The organism is Stenotrophomonas maltophilia group sp. LNF247, assembly GCF_054083135.1.
The window spans coordinates 48,334-67,203 of the sequence record NZ_JBSRQL010000017.1 but is presented as its reverse complement, the minus strand read 5'-3'; the positions used below and the strand labels follow the sequence as shown (position 1 = coordinate 67,203).

The 18,870-nt window shown below is 67.9% G+C and carries 17 protein-coding genes; 9 read left to right on the top strand and 8 right to left on the bottom strand.

Going from position 1 to position 18,870, the window contains the following annotated elements; all coding sequences use genetic code 11:
- The 6 genes from ACTXG9_RS15900 to ACTXG9_RS15875 all read left to right on the top strand — a co-directional run bounded on the left by ACTXG9_RS15900 (nucleotide 1) and on the right by ACTXG9_RS15875 (nucleotide 6,244).
- Complete coding sequence (locus tag ACTXG9_RS15900; protein ID WP_019659963.1) at nucleotides 1-957, top strand: type II secretion system F family protein; 957 nt, start codon at nucleotides 1-3, stop codon at nucleotides 955-957.
- 25 nt (nucleotides 958-982) lie between these two features.
- Nucleotides 983-1,918 (top strand): type II secretion system F family protein, encoded by a 936-nt coding sequence (locus ACTXG9_RS15895; protein WP_111102427.1) that lies wholly within the window; start codon nucleotides 983-985, stop codon nucleotides 1,916-1,918.
- Complete coding sequence (locus tag ACTXG9_RS15890) at nucleotides 1,918-2,814, top strand: tetratricopeptide repeat protein (RefSeq protein WP_111102428.1); 897 nt, start codon at nucleotides 1,918-1,920, stop codon at nucleotides 2,812-2,814. Before ACTXG9_RS15895 ends, ACTXG9_RS15890 begins: the two co-directional genes overlap by 1 nt.
- Entirely contained in the window at nucleotides 2,811-3,269 is a 459-nt protein-coding gene (locus tag ACTXG9_RS15885; RefSeq protein ID WP_019659966.1) for a DUF3613 domain-containing protein, read from the top strand. Before ACTXG9_RS15890 ends, ACTXG9_RS15885 begins: the two co-directional genes overlap by 4 nt.
- A gap of 8 nt (nucleotides 3,270-3,277) precedes the next feature.
- The gene (locus ACTXG9_RS15880; RefSeq protein WP_206621386.1) at nucleotides 3,278-5,431 is read left to right on the top strand and encodes a TadG family pilus assembly protein; all 2,154 of its coding nucleotides are present in this window, start codon (nucleotides 3,278-3,280) and stop codon (nucleotides 5,429-5,431) included.
- Nucleotides 5,432-5,530: 99 nt separating this feature from the next.
- Nucleotides 5,531-6,244, top strand: coding sequence for a DUF2968 domain-containing protein (locus ACTXG9_RS15875; RefSeq protein ID WP_019659968.1), 714 nt, complete (start codon nucleotides 5,531-5,533; stop codon nucleotides 6,242-6,244).
- 67 nt (nucleotides 6,245-6,311) lie between these two features.
- Here the strand turns inward: ACTXG9_RS15875 and ACTXG9_RS15870 are convergent, their stop codons facing one another.
- Entirely contained in the window at nucleotides 6,312-6,698 is a 387-nt protein-coding gene (locus tag ACTXG9_RS15870) for a hypothetical protein (RefSeq protein WP_197575858.1), read from the bottom strand.
- A 186-nt stretch (nucleotides 6,699-6,884) separates the two neighbouring features.
- Between ACTXG9_RS15870 and ACTXG9_RS15865 the strand changes: the two genes are divergently transcribed.
- On the top strand, nucleotides 6,885-7,709 hold the full coding sequence (locus tag ACTXG9_RS15865; protein ID WP_197575859.1) for an alpha/beta fold hydrolase: 825 nt from the start codon (nucleotides 6,885-6,887) through the stop codon (nucleotides 7,707-7,709).
- A 122-nt stretch (nucleotides 7,710-7,831) separates the two neighbouring features.
- Here the strand turns inward: ACTXG9_RS15865 and ACTXG9_RS15860 are convergent, their stop codons facing one another.
- The 7 genes from ACTXG9_RS15860 to ACTXG9_RS15830 form a co-directional block, all read right to left on the bottom strand.
- On the bottom strand, nucleotides 7,832-9,478 hold the full coding sequence (locus tag ACTXG9_RS15860; RefSeq protein WP_111098149.1) for an MFS transporter: 1,647 nt from the start codon (nucleotides 9,476-9,478) through the stop codon (nucleotides 7,832-7,834).
- Entirely contained in the window at nucleotides 9,472-10,755 is a 1,284-nt protein-coding gene (locus tag ACTXG9_RS15855; RefSeq protein WP_021204295.1) for an alginate export family protein, read from the bottom strand. The genes ACTXG9_RS15860 and ACTXG9_RS15855 overlap by 7 nt, the downstream gene beginning before the upstream one ends.
- Nucleotides 10,734-12,581 (bottom strand): amidohydrolase, encoded by a 1,848-nt coding sequence (locus ACTXG9_RS15850; protein ID WP_456115700.1) that lies wholly within the window; start codon nucleotides 12,579-12,581, stop codon nucleotides 10,734-10,736. Before ACTXG9_RS15850 ends, ACTXG9_RS15855 begins: the two co-directional genes overlap by 22 nt.
- A 119-nt stretch (nucleotides 12,582-12,700) precedes the next feature.
- Complete coding sequence (locus ACTXG9_RS15845) at nucleotides 12,701-13,126, bottom strand: DoxX family protein (protein ID WP_456115686.1); 426 nt, start codon at nucleotides 13,124-13,126, stop codon at nucleotides 12,701-12,703.
- Between the two features lie 2 nt (nucleotides 13,127-13,128).
- Nucleotides 13,129-13,785 (bottom strand): hydrolase, encoded by a 657-nt coding sequence (locus ACTXG9_RS15840; RefSeq protein WP_188250228.1) that lies wholly within the window; start codon nucleotides 13,783-13,785, stop codon nucleotides 13,129-13,131.
- A complete protein-coding gene (locus ACTXG9_RS15835) occupies nucleotides 13,782-14,225 on the bottom strand; it encodes a helix-turn-helix domain-containing protein (RefSeq protein ID WP_188250227.1) in 444 nt (147 codons plus the stop codon). Before ACTXG9_RS15835 ends, ACTXG9_RS15840 begins: the two co-directional genes overlap by 4 nt.
- 50 nt (nucleotides 14,226-14,275) lie before the next feature.
- Nucleotides 14,276-14,608: a hypothetical protein gene (locus tag ACTXG9_RS15830; RefSeq protein WP_019659977.1), complete on the bottom strand. Its 333-nt coding sequence runs from the start codon at nucleotides 14,606-14,608 to the stop codon at nucleotides 14,276-14,278.
- Nucleotides 14,609-14,705: 97 nt separating this feature from the next.
- Between ACTXG9_RS15830 and ACTXG9_RS15825 the strand changes: the two genes are divergently transcribed.
- Nucleotides 14,706-17,735 (top strand): sensor histidine kinase, encoded by a 3,030-nt coding sequence (locus ACTXG9_RS15825; RefSeq protein ID WP_456115685.1) that lies wholly within the window; start codon nucleotides 14,706-14,708, stop codon nucleotides 17,733-17,735.
- The gene (locus tag ACTXG9_RS15820) at nucleotides 17,728-18,381 is read left to right on the top strand and encodes a response regulator (RefSeq protein WP_021204301.1); all 654 of its coding nucleotides are present in this window, start codon (nucleotides 17,728-17,730) and stop codon (nucleotides 18,379-18,381) included. Before ACTXG9_RS15825 ends, ACTXG9_RS15820 begins: the two co-directional genes overlap by 8 nt.
- Nucleotides 18,382-18,870: the final 489 nt, after the last annotated feature.

Below are 18,870 nucleotides of genomic sequence, written 5' to 3'. Positions count from 1 at the left end.
ATGGGAACCGGCGCGCTGCTGGGCATGTTGAGCATCATCGCGGTGCTGCTGGCGCTGGCAGCCTGGCTGTGGGGCACGGCCAGCAGCCGTGAACAACGCCAGGTTTCAATGCGGCACGCCGAGCAGCAGCTTTCGCGCGGAAGCGCCACGGGCGGGGCACCCGCCGGGCCGTCCGTCACCGCTGCCAACGATCCGGCGCGGCCCGCCAGCACCGGGCGCCGCGTGCTGCCGCTGGATGGCCTGCTGCAGCGCGCAGGGCTGCAGACCGGCTGGAAAATCCCCATCATGCTGCTGGTACCGGGGCTGGTACTGTCGGTGGTAGCGATGGCGCGGCTGGGCACCGCGTGGATGTTTCCGCTGACCCTGCTGCTGTACCTGCTTGGCTGCTGGCTGTGGGTGATGCGGCGGACCACGAAGCTGCGTGCGCAACTGCTGCATCAGCTGCCGGACTTCCTCGACAACCTGGTGCGGCTGACTGCACTAGGCAACAGCCTGCAGGCCGCGTTCCAGGTTGCGTCGATGCAGACCAGCGCGCCGTTGCGCGGGCTGCTGGACACCACGGTGCGCTTTGCGCGCAGCGGCATGGAGTTGGACCGTGCACTCGCGCAGGCCGCGCAACCCTATCGCATGGAGGTGCTGAAGGTGTTGTCGGTGGTGATCGGTGTCAGCGTGCGCATCGGCGGGCGCTCCGACCAGATCCTGCAGCGCATGGGTGATTTCATGCGCGACCTGGAACAGGCGCAGCAGGAGCTTTCGGCGACGACCTCCGAGACACGCATGTCTGCGTGGGTGCTGGGCCTGCTGCCACCGGCCTGCGCGGTGCTGATGGCGATCGCCAGCCCGGACTTCTTCCAGCCGGTGCTGCACGATCCGCTTGGCCACAAGATCCTGCTGCTTGCACTGGGCATGGAGCTTGTCGGCGGCTTCCTGCTGTATCGCCTGGCCAAATCGCTATGAACCCCCGCCCCGCCGGAGACGACCGATGAGCGCCAGCGTCTGGTTCGCCCTCTCCCTGCTCGTGCTGGCTGCCGGCATCGCCCTGCTGGGTATCGGCGGCTGGATACGCAGCCATCGTGAGCAGCGTACAACGGCCACGTTGAAGACCGCCCTGCAGCCGCGCGAGACGTCCCGTGACACCGAACCTGCACGGCACGATTCGCTGGGCTGGCTCGAACGCTTCGGCCGTGCCCTCAGCGGCGGCCGCCTGGAAACGGTATTGCTGGCCAATGAAGATCGGCTGCTGTTGGATCTGGCCGGGTGGAACACCCGTCGCGGTACGGCCATCTACCTCGGCCTGCGCCTGCTGCTGGCCGTGCTGGTGCTGGCACTGGTGCTGACATTCAGCAGCGTCACCGGGCTGGCCAGGATCATGGTGATCATCGGTGCCTTGGCCGCTGGACTGCTGTTGCCCAAATTCGTTCTCTGTTCCTGGGTGAAGCGGCGCCGGCGTGCAGTCGAAACCGAGCTGCCGCTGCTGGTCGACCTGCTGCGCCTGCTGCAGGGCGTAGGCTTCAGCATGGACCAGAGCCTGCAGACGCTCGGCGACAAGCTTCGCGATGCATTGCCGGTACTCGGCAGCGAACTTCAGGAGGCCAATGTCGCCTATACCCATGGCCGCACGCGCGCGCAGTCCCTGCGGCGGCTGAGCGAGGTCTATGCCGACGATGACCTGACCAGCCTGATGCAGCTGATCCTGCAGGTGCATGCCCATGGCGGTGCGGTGCAGGAGCCCTTGCGGCAGTTCAGCCTCCGCCTGCGTGAGCAGCGTCGCAACACGTTGAAGGAAAAGGTCGGCAAGCTCTCGGTGAAGATGACCGTGGTGATGATGCTGACCCTGCTGCCAGCGTTGATGCTGGTGCTCGCCGGGCCGGCGCTGGTCGCGCTGGCCACTACCCTGTCCAAGATGGGATCGCCCTGATGGCTGCCCTGCGCACTTCCTGCCTGATTGTTGCCCTGGCCGCCGTTGCCGGCGCCAGCGGCTGTGCATCGACCACACCGAAGTACCTGCGCGCGCCCAGCCTGGCCGCGCCCGAACCGGCGCCGCAGGACAGCCGCAATGCCTACCTGGAACTGATCGAACGCATGCAGCAGCAAGGCGCATGGTATGCCTCGCTCGCCCACGTCGACGCCTTCCGTCAGCGCTACGGCGATCCGCCGGCATTGCGTCTGCTGCAGGCCGACGCGCTGCGCGAGACCGGCCAGGCCGATGCCGCGATCGCACTGTACCGCGCGCTTTCCAGCGGCCCCCAGGCCGCCGCGGCCGCACATGGCCTGGGCCTGATTGCCGCGCGCCGCGACGACGACGCCGGCAGTGAGCAGGCACTGGCGCGGGCGACCGAGCTGCAGCCATTGAATACAAGCTATCTCGGCGACCTCGGCTATGCGCGGCTGCGCGCCGGACAGTTCGAGCGCGCGCGCGAACCCCTCGCCAAGGCGCTGGAGCTGTCGCCGGGCAATGCCAAGGCCACTGCCAACCTCGCGCTGTGGGCGGTGCTGCGTGGCGACACCACCACCGCCGAACGCCTCGCCCAGCAGGCCAACCTCAACGACGAGACCCGGCTCAGCATCCAGCAGCAGGCGGCGCAGATCCGTGCCCGCCTGCAGCAACGCCAGGCCGCATCGGCCGCTGCCGCAGCCGTGCCGGCCACCGCGCGTGCTCTCGCCAGAGATGCCGTCGGCAACCCGCCCGCCGCCACGCGACTGGCGGCGGAACCACGCCGCGACAGCCGCGACGAACGCGATCCGCAGCGCCTGCCGCCCTCGATGCTGGAACGCTTCAGCGCCTCCGACCATCCGAACGGAAACACACCATGACCGCGACGCCCCTGGCCCGACGCCTGCTGCCCGCTCTGATCTGCCTGCTGCCGGCCGCCGCAGTGCAGGCGCAGCAACAGCCGCTCACCGGACAGATGCTTGGCCGCAGCACACCGGCAGCGCCGGCTGCGCAGCCGCTGCAGTCCGAGTCATTGCCCGCCGTGGACCTGGCGGCCCGGCCCGCACCAGTGCCGCAGGCGGCGCCTGCCGCAGTGGACATCACCGACGGCAACGCTGCAACCGCGCGACCCGGCCGCAGCCAGATCGGTGATACCGCGCGCAACCTGTTCCGCCTGCAGGCGTCCGGACAGCAGGCCGGGCAGCACCTGCCGATCCTCGGCGACCAGGCGACGCTGAGCTACGCACGCTACATGAAGAGCTTCGAACACGAGATCCCGGACTTTTTTGAAACCGATGTCGCCAAGTCCAAGGGATCATCCTCATCCGGACGCTGAGGTAGGCCATGAAACGCCCACGCCAGTTCAGTTTCAGCCGCGCACGGGGCGGCATGTCGATCACCATGATGCTGGTCATGCTGGCGTTGCTGGCGATGCTGGGCCTGATCGAGATCGGCTACCTGTTCTGGGCCAAGCGCGATGCGCAGAAAGTTGCTGATCTGGCCGCACTGGCCGGAGCGCAACGACTGGAGCTGTGCACCTCGGACAACAGCGACAACAGCGCTGCGCGGCACAGCGCACTCACCCAGAACACGTTCGAAGGGAGCCTGCAGATCCGCTGCGGCAACTGGAGCGCCAACCGCACCACCGCCAACCGCTTCGTCACCACCATCGATGCCAGCAACCCGCGCAATGCCGTGCAGGTCGTCGCGCAGCGCAGCGTGCTGCCGTTCTTCGGGCAGAACACCACCCTGCCCACCGTCAGCGTGGAGGCCGTGGCCCGCCGTTCCGAACCGACTGCGGTGTTCGCGGTCGGTTCGCAGCTACTGCGCACCAATGGCGACTCGGTACTGTTGTCGACCCTGCGCCTGGTCGGCCTGGATGTGACCAACGCCACCGTGCTCTCCTATGACGGCCTCGCCCAGGCCAACATCACGCCATCGGGCCTGCTCAAGGCGTTGAAAATCCCGGTCAGCGCCAACCTCAGCGTGGCCGACTTCAACCGCCTGCTGTCGGTCAACAAGGTTTCGCTGGCGCAGCTGGTCGACGCCACCGCCACCGTGGTCGGCCGCGACTCCACGGTGGGCGTGCAGCTGCGCGCCCTGTCCGACCTGGTTGCCACCCAGCTGGACATCAACAAGCTCAACATCGTGCTGGGCAGCCAGTCCGGCGGCGGCGGCCTTTTCGCCGAAGTCGTCTCGCCCGACGGCACGGTCGGCAGTGCACTGGAGTCACAGATCAACGTGCTCAACCTGATCAACACTGCGATCTCCATCGCCAACGATGGCAACGGCGTGGCGGTCAAGGGGCTGGACCTGCTGGGCATCAAGATCCAGGCCGGCGTGGTCGAGCCGCCATCGATCGCCATCGGCGGTGTCGGCAGCCGCGCCTACAACGCGCAGGTAAGGCTGGTGGCAGACGTGGACAGCAACAACCTGTTCGCACTGGGGCCACTTCTGAACCTGCTGGGCACGCGCCTGCACCTGCCGCTGCATGTCGATGTCGCCAACGGAATGGGAACGCTGACCGGAATCCAGTGTGGCGCCAATCCACCCAGGGCCACCATCCAGGTGGATTCGTCGGTCCTGCGGGCCTGCGTCGGCAACGTCGATCCATCGCAGCGTTTCTCGAAGAACAATGTCTGCGACGCGACGCTGAACAACGAACAGCTGCTGAAACTGCTCGGACAACCCCTGATCAACGACAAGATCACGCTGCCGGCCCTGACCAGCTCGCAGAACCTCACCCTGGCCGCTGGCGAAACCGGCTCGACGCGCATCAATCCACTTGCTCTCGGCAACGCAGTATCCGACCTTGTCAATGAGCTGCTGCGCGTGCTGTCGGGCATGCTCAGTTCACCCAAGCAGGGCATGAGTGCCAACGACACAGCCAAGGCCCTGGCCGACCGTTACCTGCAGGCCACCTTCCCGCCGAACACCCGGTATGAGGTGGACAAGTTGATTCCACTGCTGCGCGATGGCGACGCCAGCCGGCAACTGGCCCCGCTCAACAGCTGGACCGTACCCGGAGGCCTGCCCTACGCCTGTGGCCTGCTGAACCTGTCCACCTGCCACAAGGACGGTCCGGTCTGGGATGCGTTCAAGGTGACGGTCACCGGTCAAGGACTGGGCGTGCTCGATGGACTGCTCGGCTCGCTGGTGGGCGGCCTGCTGATCAACCGCTGCGACAGCCTGCTGGGCAACCTGATCGACTACAACGGCTGCGTGCGCAACAACCTGGCCTCGTACATACAGACCGCGCCGGCCGGGTTCCTTGACGGCACCGGCGGCACCGGCGTCACCAACCCCGATGGCACGGTCAGCTGCAGTGGCCTGCTGTGCACGCTGCTGAAGCCGATCCTGTCCGCCTTGCGCCCGGTCCTCAACAGCGTCGGCACCTTGCTGACCAACCTGCTGGCCAGCGTGCTGGGCCTGGAGCTGGGGCGCACCGACGTCAACGTGCAGTCGATCCAGTGCAGCGCCGCACAGCTGGTCTACTGACCCGTGACGGGCGCCCTTGGCGGCGCCCGCGCACATGCTAGACTCCCGGCGGGGAACCACTTTCATCTCAACCCACACTCATCCGTGGATGGTCTAGACATGCGAGAAACTTCAGGGGGCGCGGTCTTCGCCCGGCGCGCGTACGGCGCGGCACTGCTGGCCGTGAGCATGATGCTGGTGGCACCAGCGGCGATGGCTGCCCGTGGCGACCGCGAAGCTGCCGCAGAGCCGGCCGCTCGTAGCGCACCGGTGGTGCGCAATACCGTTGACGAGCTCAAGCAGCTGATGGATGCCCGCCAGCTGACCGAGCTGCGCACCACCTACAACGGCAATTACGGCGCCAGCCTGCTGTTCAACGCCAACACCCTGACCTACTACGTCGCCCTGTTCCAGGAGAAGAATTTCTGGCGGGTGATCAAGACTGACGCCGTCGACAACGCCGAGCGTGTCTACCGCACCTTCGCGCAACAGTCCGAGCAGCTTGCCCAGGTCTACATCGACACCACCCGCCTGGAAGCCGGCAAGCGCTATACCGAGCGCCTGGTGGCCTACAACGAGGAACGCCTGCGCACCCTGCAGCAGGAAATGGAACAGCAGCAGGCGCAGTCGGCCCAGGTCAGCGCGGCCCTGCAGCAGGCCCAGCAGCAGGCAGTCAGCCTGAGCAGCGACGTGCAGAGCACGAACAGCCAGCTGGACGCCCTGCAGCGCCGCATCCAGATCCTGCAGGCCGAACAGGGCAACCCGGAGCTGAGCCTGCCCAAACCTGACAGCGTGCCCTCGCCGGCACCGGCGACGGCCAGCGACGGTCGCTGAGGTCCGGCACCTGGCATCTGCTCTCAACGGCGCCCTTGGGCGCCGTTGTCGTTTCTGGCACCTGGATTCAACGGCAAGCGTCATGCACCGCATCATCCAGCTGCCGCCGCTGTACGAAGTCCAGGCGCTTGGCCTTGGCGAGCACCTTCCCGCGTTGCTGCCGCGCGTGCTCACAGGCGGCGGGATCGGTGCTGATGGGTATCAGAGCGGCCCGCGCACGCCCCTGCTGCACCACACGCGGACGGCTTGAGGCCGAGCTCGCTGGCTTGGCCACGGTCGCACCTGTCGAAGGCGGCTCCGGCGGCACCTCCCAGCGCCATTCCGCACGCCCCTGGCACGGCGTCTGCTGGTAGACAGGATGCGGCCCGTCCACGCATTTGTAGACGTTGGTCCGGGCGTGCGCCGCCGTGGTCAGCAGCAGGCACACCCACAGGCTCCAGAACGCATGCGACATTGCAGGCTCCTCGACAGGGCAGCCGCCATCGTCAATGCCGGAACGGCTTCGTGCCAGAGCGATATGCGTCACATCCCGCGCAATCCAGCACAGCCGTGCAAGTCGCCGCTCTGGCGCTGCGCTGTACTGCCGGAGGCACCGGCACAACTGCCAGTGCCTTCCCTCCCTTCCGCCAAGGAAACCGCAATGAGCAACTTCGTCACCGTCGCCGACGGCGCCCGCATCTTCTACAAGGATTGGGGTACCGGCCAGCCGATCGTGTTCGCCCACGGCTGGCCGCTGTCGTCCGATGCCTGGGACCCGCAGATGCTGTTCATGGGCCTGAACGGCTTCCGCGTGATCGCTCACGACCGTCGCAGCCACGGCCGCTCCAGCCAGACCTGGGACGGCAACAACATGGACACCTACGCCGATGACCTGGCCGCAGTGATCGAAGCACTGGACCTGAAGGATGCGATCCTGGTCGGCCATTCCACCGGTGGCGGCGAAGTCGCCCACTACATCGGCCGCCACGGCAGCAAGCGCGTGGCCAAGGTGGTGCTGGTCGGCGCGGTGCCACCGCTGATGCTGAAGACCGATGCCAACCCGGCCGGTACGCCGCTGGAGGTGTTCGACGGCATCCGCAAGGGCACGGGCGGTGACCGCTCGCAGTTCTTCAAGGACCTGACCACACCGTTCTTCGGTGCCAACCGCGATGGCAATACCGTCACCCAGGGCATGCGTGATGCGTTCTGGCTGCAGGGCATGCTCGGTGGCGTCAAGGGCCAGTACGACTGCGTGCACGAATTCTCGGAAGTGGACTACACCGAAGACCTGAAGAAGATCGACGTGCCGGCGCTGGTGGTACACGGCGATGACGACCAGATCGTGCCGTTCGATGCTTCGGCCAAGCTGTCCTCGCAGATCATCAAGGACGCCGAGCTGAAGGTGTACACCGGCGCGCCGCATGGCCTGACCATCACCCACGCCGACCAGTTCAACGCCGACCTGCTGGCGTTCGCACGCAAATGATGTCCCGCGGTGGCGCCCCAGGGCGCCGCCGCTCCTTCGGTAGTGCCGGCCGCTGGCCGGCAACCCGATCATCCATCGTGATCACGCGCAACCGGCCAGCGGCCGGCTCTACCACCTGCGGGTCAGATGTCGGTGTGGTGATGCGGCACGGCGGCAGGCAGCGGGTCATGCCCACCCACGAAGTGACGTACCACCGGTGCGCGCTCACCGCGATGCAGTTCCCGCAGCACTTCCTGGATCGCCTTGTCGTCGGCGGTGATGCGCTCGTGCTGGCGCAGGTGCTCCAGCCACGACGGGGTCACGAAATACTCCAGGTGGATGCCCGGGCTGGCCACATCCTCGACCACGCCCCAGACCACGGCCCCATCGCGGCGGCGGATCGTGCCCAGCGCGCGCATCTGCGCCTGGAACGCGGCACGATCAGCATCGTCGATGCGGTACTCGATGGTGACCAGCACCGGGCCGCGATCATTCGACACCGGCACCGACAGCTCTGGTGCCGGCCAGTGCCCGGCCGGACGCAGGTTCAGGTCTTCGGTACCGGCGATGCGCACACGCCACACCAGCAATCCGCCGATCACCGCACCTGCGGCAGCCACCAGCAGCGCCAGCTCCGGCGAGGTGCGCTGTGCGAGCGCGCCCCAGCTCAGGCCACCGGCCGCCATGCCAGCGGAGAACACCATGATGTACAGCGCCAGTGCACGCGCACGTACCCATGCCGGAACCGCAGTCTGCGCAGCGATCTGCAGCGACGACAGCACGGTGATCCACGCAAATCCATTGACCAGCATCACCGCCGGAAGCACGTACCAGCTGCGGGTCAGCGCCAGCCCGACCAGGCTCAGGGCCAGCGACAAGGTCGCCAGCAGTACCAACAGGTCACGATCCAGCTGCGCACGCAGCTTCGGCAGCAGCAGCGCACCGCCCACTGCGCCGATGCCGATGCAGCCCAGCAGCATGCCGTACTGCCCCGCCCCGCCATGCATCTGCCCACGCACCACCACCGGCAACAGCGCGTTCATCGCCGCGGCAAAGAAGAAGAAGCCGACCGACTTGATCAGCACCGCCTGCAGCCGCCCGGCGCGGCTGGCGTAACGCAGGCCCGCCTTCAAGCCGGCACCGAAACCTTCCGGTGGCAGCCTGGACTGCTTGGGATCACGCGTCCAGCCCCACACGACGAACAGCATCGCGGCGAAGGTGATGGCGTTGAAGCCGAATGCCCACACCGCACCCAGCTGCGCCACGATCACGCCACCAATGGCCGGGCCGATCGAGCGCGCGATGTTGATGCCGATCGAGTTCAGCGCCACCGCCGAGGCCAGCATCGGCTGCGGTACCAGCTCGGAGACAATGGCGGCCTGCGCGGGCATTGCCATCGCCGCACCACAGCCCATGCAGAAGGTCAGCAGCACCAGCAACTGCGGGGTCAGCATGTCCATCGCAGTCAGCGCCGCCATCGCTGCCGCGACCAGCAGCATCCAGCCCTGGGTCGCCAGCAGGTACCTGCGGCGATCAACGATGTCGGCCAGCGTTCCGGCGGCCAGCGCCAGCAGCACGATCGGCACCGTGGTGGCCGACTGCACCAGGGCCACCATCAACGGCGAACCGGTGCGTTCGGCCATCACCCAGGCGGCGGCTACATCATTGACCCAGGTGCCGATGTTGCTGGCCAGGATTGCCAGCCAGATCGAACGGAACATCTGGATCTTCAGCGGGGACCAGGCGCCTGCGGCCTGTGTGGAGTGTTGCGACGCGGTTGCGTTCACCATTGCCATGCTCCAACGATCGAGGCGAACAGCGTGTCCTGGCCTCCGGCCTGCTTCAGTGCAGGACCGGCGTCGACCCAGGCCAGCTGCAGCTGCCATTGCCAGTGTTTGCTGGCCTGCCAGCGGGTTTCAGATTTGTACTGGGTGCCGATGCGGCGCGCGCCACCGGCGCTCCCCGGCAACGCCAGCAGCGGTGCCGGTGTGGTGTAGACCGCATCGGCACGACGCTGCTTCCACGCCATCTGTACGCCCAGTTCCGTGGTCACCGCATGATGCAGGCGCAGGGTCAGGGTCGGTTGCAGGTCCATCAGGTTGGCCGGGGCCAGCAGGCTGGCCTCGCTGAAGTAGGCCGATTTAGGGAACAGTGCATTGAAGGTTCCCAGGCGGCCGTCATGCAGCTTGCCGTCGCCACTGGCGATATCCGCCTTCAGCCCCAGCCTCGGTTGCAGCGGCCGCTCGGTCCAGCGCCAGCCGGTGTCGGTGGCGAGCGTCCAGGCGCGGACATCCAGCGTGCCGGCAACCGTCTGCAGTTCACCGCCCTGCGCCACCAGCTCACTGTTCCAGTCCAGCAGACCTGACTGGCCGAACCAGCGCGCACCGAGTGTCTGCCGGCGCTCGGTACCGGAGCCCGCCGCAAAGCGCGCGCCTTCACGACGGTAGTCCAGCAGGTACAGATCCCATTGCCCTGGGCCACGACCCCGCGCGGTGGTCGCATACGCGCCCCACAGGTGGGCACCGCGTTCGCCGCGGTCATCAAAGGCGCCGGGTCGGTTCTCCAGCGGTCGCAGCGCCATCAGGTCCAGCGTGCCGAGGCGGCCTTTCCAGCCTGCACGGGCGCCATCGAATGCCAGCCGGATGTTCGGCCCATCGCGCACCGACAACAGCCGCGAACTGCCATAGCCGGCTTCCTGCCGACCGAGTTGCAGATGGAACCCACCGCGCTGCCAGCGCCAGTAGGCCTGCTGCACGTCCAACGCGCCACTGTCGGTACGGCCCGGGCCGCCTGCCTTGCCATTCTCGGCATGCACGCCCAGCTGCAGCCGTGCCTGCCAGTTGTCCTCGACATAGGTGGCCGACGCCAGTGCACGCAGCAGGCCGTAGCCGTCTTCACTGCCGCCGATACCGAATCGGGCCGGGTCGTAGTACATCCCCCTGAGGCGCAGCGAGGCGTCCCATTGCAGTTGCCCGCCGCCCACGTCGGTGCAGCGGCCGGTGTCACAAGCCAGCGCCATCCATGGCATGGCCAGCAGCGCCAGGCTCAGAACGCGAAGCACGAGCATCCCATCGCACCCCAGAAGGCGCTCAGGTCGTCAGTGGGCGCCGCATGCAGCGCGGCATGGCCGTGAGCACCATGCGTACTGCAGGCCACACCGTGATGGTGGCGATGCGCGGCGGCTAACCCTGTGGCGGCACCGCCGACGTGGTAGCCACCGAAGCGGTTGACCGGCGACCAGTCCGGCATCGCCGGCGGCAGCTGCGGCGCGAGCCCTGCATAGTCGGCATCTGCATGCACGATGCGCCCGCCGACCACGGTCAGCACGCTGGTGATGTCGGCGATCTGCGCATCGTCGACGCGGAAGAAGTCGGCCGAGAGCAGGATGAAATCAGCCAGCTGGCCGGCTTTCAGCGTGCCCTTCACCGCTTCGTCGCCGGAGAACCAGGCGCTGCCCTGGGTCCACAGGCGCAGCGCCTGTTCGCGCTCGAGCAGGTTCTCATCGCCATACAGAGCCAGCCCGCCCACGGTGCGCCCGGTCACCAGCCAGGACAACGCCACCCACGGGTTGTAGCTGGCCACGCGGGTGGCATCGGTACCGGCACCGACCGGCACGCCTTCGGCCAGCATGCGCCTGACCGGCGGCGTGTGCCGCGCAGCCTGCACACCGTAGCGCTCGACGAAGGCTTCGCCCTGGTAGGCCATGCGGTGCTGCACGGCGATGCCGCCACCCAGCGCACGGATGCGTTCGATGTTGCGCGGGGTGATGGTCTCGGCGTGGTCGATGAACCAGTGCAGGCCATCGAACGGCACCTCGCGGTTGACCTGTTCGTACACATCGAGGATGCGGGTGATGCTCTCGTCGTAGGTGGCGTGGATACGGAACGGCCAGCGTTTCTCGACCAGCAGCTTCACCACGTCGTGCAGGTCGGGCTCAAGCTCCGGCGGCAGTTCCGGGCGCGGCTCGTTGAACAGTTCGAAGTCGGCCGCAGAGAACACCAGCATCTCGCCAGCACCATTGTGGCGCAGCAGGTCATCGCCCTGGCGCGGCTGCAGGATTTCACTCCAGCCACGGAAATCATCCACTTCCTTGCCCTTGTTCTGGGTGAACAGGTTGTAGGCGATGCGCACTGTCAGCTGGTCATCGCGGTGCAGCTGCTCGATGACCTGGTAATCCTCGGGGTAGTTCTGGAAGCCGCCGCCAGCGTCGATCACCGAGGTGACGCCAAGCCGGTTCAGTTCGCGCATGAAGTGGCGCGTCGAGTTGGCCTGGTACTCGATCGGCAGGCGCGGGCCCTTGGCCAGCGTCGCGTAGAGGATCAGCGCATTCGGCTTGGCCAGCAGCAGCCCGGTCGGGTTGCCCAGCGAATCGCGCACGATCTGCCCGCCCGGCGGATCCGGCGTGTCCTTGCTGTAGCCGCACGCACGCAGCGCGGCGCGGTTGAGCAGCGCGCGGTCGTACAGGTGCAGCAGGAACACCGGCGTATCCGGCGCGATGTCGTTGAGCTCCTGCAGCGTCGGCAGGCGCTTCTCGTTGAACTGTGCGGCGGTGAAGCCACCGACCACGCGCACCCACTGCGGTGCAGGGGTGCGGTCGACCTGGGCCTTCAACATGTCCAGGGCGTCGCCCAGCGAACGCAGGCCGTCCCAGCGCAGTTCAAGGTTGTAGTTCAGGCCACCACGGATCAGGTGGGTATGGCTGTCGTTGAGGCCGGGCAGCAGGCGCCTGCCCTGCGCGTCGATCAGCGTCGCTTCATTGCCCCAGCCGCGCATGATCTCCTCGTCGCTGCCGACGGCGACGATGCGGCCCTCCTGCACGGCCAGTGCCTGGGCGTGCGGCTGCTGAGGGTCGAGGGTGGTGATGCGGGCATTGCGGATGACCAGGGTGCTCATGCGACGCTCCTTGGAAGTGGAATCGAGTGCGGCAGCGGCACGACCGGCCAGGCCGAGCGCAACCGCGGCGCCGCTGGCCAGCATCACGGTGCGGCGGCCGTGGTCGAGGGGATCGTGACTCATGCGAGGTCTACCGGAAGGCGATGGACGTCCAGTGCCCAGGTGCCGGGCCCGGCCAGCGCGATGGCCAGCAGTACCGTGGTCCACATCAACGGGTACTCACTGCCACCGCGCATCCAGAACCAGCCCCTGGGCAGGGCCAACAGCACGGTGAAGCCGATGAAGGCGGCCGCTGCAAGCGCGGCAATGCGGGTCTGCCATCCCAGCAGCACGGCCAGCCCGGACAGCACCTGCAACAGGGCCAACAGCAGCGGCAACGGCGCCACTGCCGGCAGCCCGAAACCGCGCAGCTCGGTGGCGAAGCCGGCCAGCCCCGGTCCGCCGAACCAGCCAAACAGCTTGCCCAGCGCGTGCGGCAGCAGGAAGCCTCCTGCCGCCACGCGCAGCATCAGCAGGGCCAGGTCAAGGCCATGGCCGGCCAGCATGCTCAGTGCCCGCCTTCCTGCGCGCCGAACATGCGCTTGGCATACTGGATGCCGATGCCGTAGCCGCCGGCGTGGTCGCGGGCGATGCCGGTGGTCAGGTCGTAGGTTTCACCCCGCGCCCAGTCGCGCTGCAGCTCGAGCAGGTACTGCACGCTGGTCATCGGAACCGCGCCGGCCTGCACCATGCGGGTGATCGCACGCTCGTGCGCTTCTTCGCTGACATCGCCACAGGCATCGGTGATCACGTAGACCTCGAAGCCCTGCGCCAGCGCAGACAGCGCCGGACCGACGATGCAGACACTGGTCCATAGGCCGGCAAGCACCAGCCGACGCTTGCCGATGCGGTTGATCTCGTCGATCACCGGCCGGTCTTCCCAGGTATTCATCGACGTGCGGTCGAACACCGGCTGGCCGGGGAAGATCTGCGGCAGTTCCGGGAACATCGGCCCGGAGAACGACGCTTCGGCGACCGTGGTCAGCACCACCGGCACCTTGAACCCCTTGGCGCCCTTGCTGATCAGCGACACGTTGTTGCGCAGCGTCGAGATATCGATGGTGTGGGTGGCGAACGCCATCTGTGACTGGAAGTCGATCAGCACCAGGGCATGGTCGGTGGGCGACAGCAGGGCCGGGGCGGGCTTGGCGGTGGCATGGGTCATGGATGGACTCCGTTGGAAACACGATCAAGGGGAAGCGACAGGGCGGCATCGCCGGCCAGGTACTGGCCGGGGCTGCAGCCGGTCTCCGCGCGGAAGCTGCGGACGAAGTGGCTCTGGTCGAAGAAGCCCAGCTGCTGGGCCAGGCACGCCATCGGCAGCTGCGCACCCGGCAGCAACTGGCAGGCGCGCTGGATGCGGCGGCGGCGCACATAGCGCAGCGGGCTGGCGCCGGTGCCGCTACGGAACAGGCGCACAAGGTGGAAGCGGCTGACGCAGGCGACGGCCGCCAGTTCGGTGACCCGCAGCGGCTGCGACAGATGCTCATCGACATAGCGCAGGGCGCGCTGCAGTGCGGCGGCCTGCTGCGGTGCCAGTGGCGCGGCGGGCGGATCGGGCGGAGTGACGGTGGCCATGCGGGGCGCCGCGAGGGGGTGCCCCATGGTGCGTGGCCGTTGCGCGATGCCCTACCCCCGTCGGTCGAGGCCGGCACCTACCCGAATGGGGGAGGCCGACGGCCGAGCAGGCGGCGCCCGAACAGGCACGCATCCAGTGAATAGGCCCCCGGCCCCACAAGCAGCAGCGCCGGCGGCAATGCCACCAGTGGCCAGGGCGCCTGCTGCGCGAACAGGCCCACGGCCGCAGTGAGCGCTGCCAGTGGCGTCAACATACCCAGTGCAAGCATGGCCGCTGCAAGCAGGCACAGCGCCGACCACCCACTGCCCTGAGCATCCGGCGCGCACAGCGCGGCGGTCACGCACAGCCGGAACCACAGCAGGCCGATGCCCGGCCCCCGATCAGGGAACATCACGAACAGGCGCTGCATGGCCAGGTTCCAGGAGGAGATGCCGGCGTGATAGCCGACCGCAGCGGCCACCGCCTACCCCGTTCGGGTCACCCCGGACTGCCCCGCACCTGCCAGAATGCGCGCCATGCGTGGCCGCCCCTTCCCGTTCCTGCGTTGCCTGCCGACGCTGCTGACGTGCCTGCTGCTGTTGACCGCCCTGCCCGCCCTCGCCGTGCAGCGCCCGCCGGTGAGCGGCGGGCTGCTCGATTACGAACATACGGCCTGGCGTGTCGGCCAGGGCGCCCCAGGCGATATATGGGACATTGCCCAGGACCGTGAGGGCCTCTTGTGGCTGGCTACCGGCTCGGGCCTGTACCGCTTCGATGGCCGTCGCTTCGAACGGCAGGCAGCGCCCGTCGGTGGCCAGTTCCCGTCCACCAACATGGTCACGCTGGCGCATGCCGCCGACGGCGCCCTGTGGATCGGCTACTTCCAGGCCGGCATCAGCCGCTTCGCGCAGGGACGGCTGCACAGCTACGGCCGTGAGCAGGGGGTGCCGGTAGGCGTGGTGCCGCGCTTCAGCCAGGATCGCGATGGCCAACTCTGGGCGGCGATCAATGGCGGGCTGCGCCGCTTTGACGGACACCGCTGGCAGCCACTGCCGGCCGCTGCCGGCCTGCCCGAGCACCGTGTGCAGTGGGTGCTGCACGACAGCCGGGGCAGGTTCTGGGTGCTGGCCGGCCTGAAGATCTGGATGCGCGCGGCGGGCCAGACCGCGTTCGAGGACACCGGCATCGCGGTCTCGCAGATGGCGACGCTGGCCGAAAGCCCGCAGGGTGAAGTGTGGCTGGCCGACCGGGTGCGCGGCACCTCGCCACTGGCGAACGCGCAGGGTCTGCTGGCAGACAGCGAACGTGAGGCGCGGCGGTTGCCGGAACTGGTTGCTGCGCGCCTGCAGTTCACTGCCGATGGCGCGCTGTGGGCCACGATGAGCCCGCACGGCGGCGTCGCCCGCATCACCTTCGACGGCACCCGGGCCGTGCGAATGGAACGCTTCGATTCGCCGCAAGGACTGACTGCCACATCGGCAGTGCCGATCATCGTCGATCGCGAAGGCAATCTCTGGGTCGGCACCAATCTCGGCCTCAACCGCTTCCGCGCACGCAGCGTGCACGCCCTGGTGGTCGGCCCGAGCGATCCCTACCGCTCGCTGGTACGGGCCAGCGATGGGCGCGTGTATGGCTATGGCGAAGACCTCAAGCCCTACGACCTGCGGCGCCCCCTGCTGGATGGCAGCGCCACGCAGCTGCAGGCCGCCGCTCGGCAGGCACCCACGCCGATCTGGCAGTTCGACTGGGTCAACCTCGCGCGCACGGTCGCCGGCCACACCACATTGATCCCGCTGCCGGCGCCGTTCACCGGGCAGCCGCTGCATGCCCTGTTGTTCCCCGATGACGGACAGGCCTGGGTCTGCGCCGGAGAACGCGGGGTGCTGCACTACCAGCATGACCAGTGGCAACGTGAAATCCGCCTGCCAGAGCAGGCCTGCTCATCGCTGGCGCTGGATGCCGATGGCCAGCTGCTGCTCGGCTATGCCGATGGCCGCCTGCGCCGCCTGGGTGCGAATGGCACCGAGAGCTTCGACTCCGGGGACGGCCTGTCGGTAGGGCCGATCACCGCGATGCTGCACCACCGGGACCTTCTGCTGATCGCCGGCGAGGCCGGGCTGGCAGCACGCCTGGGCAATGGCCGTTTCGTTCCGATGCGCACTGACATGGCCGGCGTACTGGAAGGCATCACCGGCATGGTCACCGATGCACATGGATACCTGTGGCTCAACGGCAGCCGTGGCCTGGTTCGCCTGGAAACCGGCCTGCTGCGCCGCGCCGTGCGCAGCGGCCTGCCGGTCATGCCACGCCTGTTCGACGCAGCTGACGGCATGCCGGGCATTGCCCTGCAGAGCGGACCGATCGCCACCGCAACGCTGGCCGACGACGGCCTGCTGTGGTTGGCCACCAACCAGGGCCTGGCCTGGCTGGACACCACCCGCTCGCATGTCAATACGACGGCTCCCAGCGTGCGCATCGGCGAGGTGCTGTATGGCAGCGAGCACGCGCCGCTACGCGATGGCCTGCGCCTCCCGGCCGGCACCAGCCAGCTGCAGATCGATTACGTGGCGCTGTCGTTGGCACGTCCGGAGCGCAACCGATACCGCTACCGCCTGTCGGGCGTGGATGACGGCTGGCAGGACGCTGGCAGCAGCACACGTGCGTATTACACCAACCTCGCGCCCGGCAGCTACCGGTTCGAGGTGGAAGCCGCCAACGAGGATGGCATCTGGAGCACCGCACCGGCCAGCCGCAGCTTCCGCATCGCTCCCACCTTCATGCAGACCCTGTGGTTCAAGCTGCTGTGCACCGCCGCCGTGCTTGCACTGCTGGTGCTGGCCGTACGCATCCGCAGCGGCCAGCTGGCAGCCTTGTTCCGCGCGCGCCTGCAGGAGCGCAACGGCGAACGCGAACGCATCGCGCGCGACCTGCACGACACCCTGCTGCAGGGTAGCCAGGGCCTGATCCTGCGCCTGCACGCGATCAGCCAGTCAGCGCAGACGCCGGAACCGGTGCGCAGCCAGCTTGAGTCAGCGATGCAGCTGGCCGAGCGCAACCTGGCCGAGGGTCGCGAGCGGGTAAATGCGCTGCGCGAGGCGCCGTTCGCGGGCCGCGACCTCGCTTCGGCGCTGGCCGACGTGCACGCCGAATACGCCGGGCATGGCATCAATCCCCTGCGCCTGACCGTGGAAGGCGCGACGCCACCGCTGCAGGCCGACGCGGCCGAGGAGGTGTTCCTGATCGGGCGCGAGGCCATCCGCAATGCGCTGCGTCATGCCAACGCCAGCGCCATCGAAGTGGAACTTTCCTACGGAACGCGCTGCTTCCTGCTGCACGTGCGCGACGATGGCGTGGGCATCACCCACGAAAATGCCGGCCATGGCCATTGGGGCCTGCAGGGCATGCGTGAGCGCGCCCAGCGCCTCGGCGCGGAACTGCAGCTGTGGACCCGCCCCGGGCTGGGTACCGAAGTCGCGCTGGCAGTTCCGGCCCGGCGGCTGTATCAGCGCCGCCGATCGCGTTGGCACTGGCCCTGGAGTAGAGAAAACCATGACTGAGTCCCCTGCCCCGATCGGCGTGCTGGTGGTCGACGACCACCCGCTGCTGCGTGATGGCCTGGCGGCACTGCTGGGCGCTCATGCCGACCTGCGCCTGCTCGGCGAAGCCGCCGATGGCGAAGAAGCCATCGCACGCTACCAGCAGTTGCAGCCTGACGTCGTGCTGATGGACCTGCAGATGCCCCGCCTGGATGGTGTGGAAGCCATCGTGCGGATCCGCGCGCTGGACCCACGCGCCCGCATCATCGTGCTGACCACCTATCGCGGTGACGTACGTGCGGTGAGGGCACTGCAGGCCGGCGCCAGCGCGTATCTGCTGAAGGACATGCTGCGCCACGAACTGGTCGACACCATCCGCATGGTGGCCGGTGGCCGCCGTGCGCCGATTCCTCCAGCGGTGGCCGCCAGCATCGCCGCGCATGTGATCGAAGACCGCCTGTCACCGCGCGAGACCGAGGTACTGCGGTACGTGGCCGGAGGGCTGTCGAACAAGCGCATCGGCGAGCGCATGCAGATTTCGGAGCAGACGGTGAAGGCGCACATGAAAAGCCTGATGGACAAGCTCGGCGTGGGTGATCGCACCCATGCGGTCACCCAGGCGCTGCGGCGCGGCATCATCAGCCTGGACGACAGCGGGCACGATTAGCGAGTGTTCGGCAGGGCCTGCAGCCCTGCACCCGCGGTAGTGCCGGCCGCTGGCCGGCAACCTCAACAGCAAAAGCGGGCTTTCCGTGGGATGGCGCGGCGGTGTCGGAGTGCGCGGACGCTGCAAGTACGTCCCTGTAAGCTTGGCAGCCGCATCCATGCGGCTGACACCCCGCACTCCGACACCGCCCCACCTCTGACAGATTCCGATGGCGGTTGGTAGGTGTCGACCGTGGTCGACACTTCTGTCAGATATCGAAATCAATCAGGGGTCAGATCCGTTTTCCGACGGAAAACGGATCTGACCCCAAGAGCCATTCCAACAGACCGCAGGAACCTGTCGAAGGCGGGGTGGGTCCGGTTGCGGGGGCGTGAGCGCCATGGGCCCGAGGCATGCCTCGCGCGGGTTGGGCAGGACGCCCAACCCCGGTCTTGCCGTGTGCGCAGGACAGCGCACACGAGCAAGGCGCGACCGAGCCTCCATGGGTGA

Coding starts and splice junctions, on each gene's coding strand:
- ACTXG9_RS15850 (WP_456115700.1), bottom strand. CDS start 12,581: ATGAGCACCCTGGTCATCCGCAATGCCCGCATCACCACCCTCGACCCT.
- ACTXG9_RS15885 (WP_019659966.1), top strand. CDS start 2,811: ATGACCGCGACGCCCCTGGCCCGACGCCTGCTGCCCGCTCTGATCTGC.
- ACTXG9_RS15830 (WP_019659977.1), bottom strand. CDS start 14,608: ATGCAGCGCCTGTTCGTGATGTTCCCTGATCGGGGGCCGGGCATCGGC.
- ACTXG9_RS15845 (WP_456115686.1), bottom strand. CDS start 13,126: ATGCTGGCCGGCCATGGCCTTGACCTGGCCCTGCTGATGCTGCGCGTG.
- ACTXG9_RS15895 (WP_111102427.1), top strand. CDS start 983: ATGAGCGCCAGCGTCTGGTTCGCCCTCTCCCTGCTCGTGCTGGCTGCC.
- ACTXG9_RS15870 (WP_197575858.1), bottom strand. CDS start 6,698: ATGTCGCATGCGTTCTGGAGCCTGTGGGTGTGCCTGCTGCTGACCACG.
- ACTXG9_RS15865 (WP_197575859.1), top strand. CDS start 6,885: ATGAGCAACTTCGTCACCGTCGCCGACGGCGCCCGCATCTTCTACAAG.
- ACTXG9_RS15900 (WP_019659963.1), top strand. CDS start 1: ATGGGAACCGGCGCGCTGCTGGGCATGTTGAGCATCATCGCGGTGCTG.
- ACTXG9_RS15880 (WP_206621386.1), top strand. CDS start 3,278: ATGAAACGCCCACGCCAGTTCAGTTTCAGCCGCGCACGGGGCGGCATG.
- ACTXG9_RS15875 (WP_019659968.1), top strand. CDS start 5,531: ATGCGAGAAACTTCAGGGGGCGCGGTCTTCGCCCGGCGCGCGTACGGC.
- ACTXG9_RS15820 (WP_021204301.1), top strand. CDS start 17,728: ATGACTGAGTCCCCTGCCCCGATCGGCGTGCTGGTGGTCGACGACCAC.
- ACTXG9_RS15840 (WP_188250228.1), bottom strand. CDS start 13,785: ATGACCCATGCCACCGCCAAGCCCGCCCCGGCCCTGCTGTCGCCCACC.
- ACTXG9_RS15825 (WP_456115685.1), top strand. CDS start 14,706: ATGCGCGCCATGCGTGGCCGCCCCTTCCCGTTCCTGCGTTGCCTGCCG.
- ACTXG9_RS15890 (WP_111102428.1), top strand. CDS start 1,918: ATGGCTGCCCTGCGCACTTCCTGCCTGATTGTTGCCCTGGCCGCCGTT.
- ACTXG9_RS15855 (WP_021204295.1), bottom strand. CDS start 10,755: ATGCTCGTGCTTCGCGTTCTGAGCCTGGCGCTGCTGGCCATGCCATGG.
- ACTXG9_RS15835 (WP_188250227.1), bottom strand. CDS start 14,225: ATGGGGCACCCCCTCGCGGCGCCCCGCATGGCCACCGTCACTCCGCCC.
- ACTXG9_RS15860 (WP_111098149.1), bottom strand. CDS start 9,478: ATGGTGAACGCAACCGCGTCGCAACACTCCACACAGGCCGCAGGCGCC.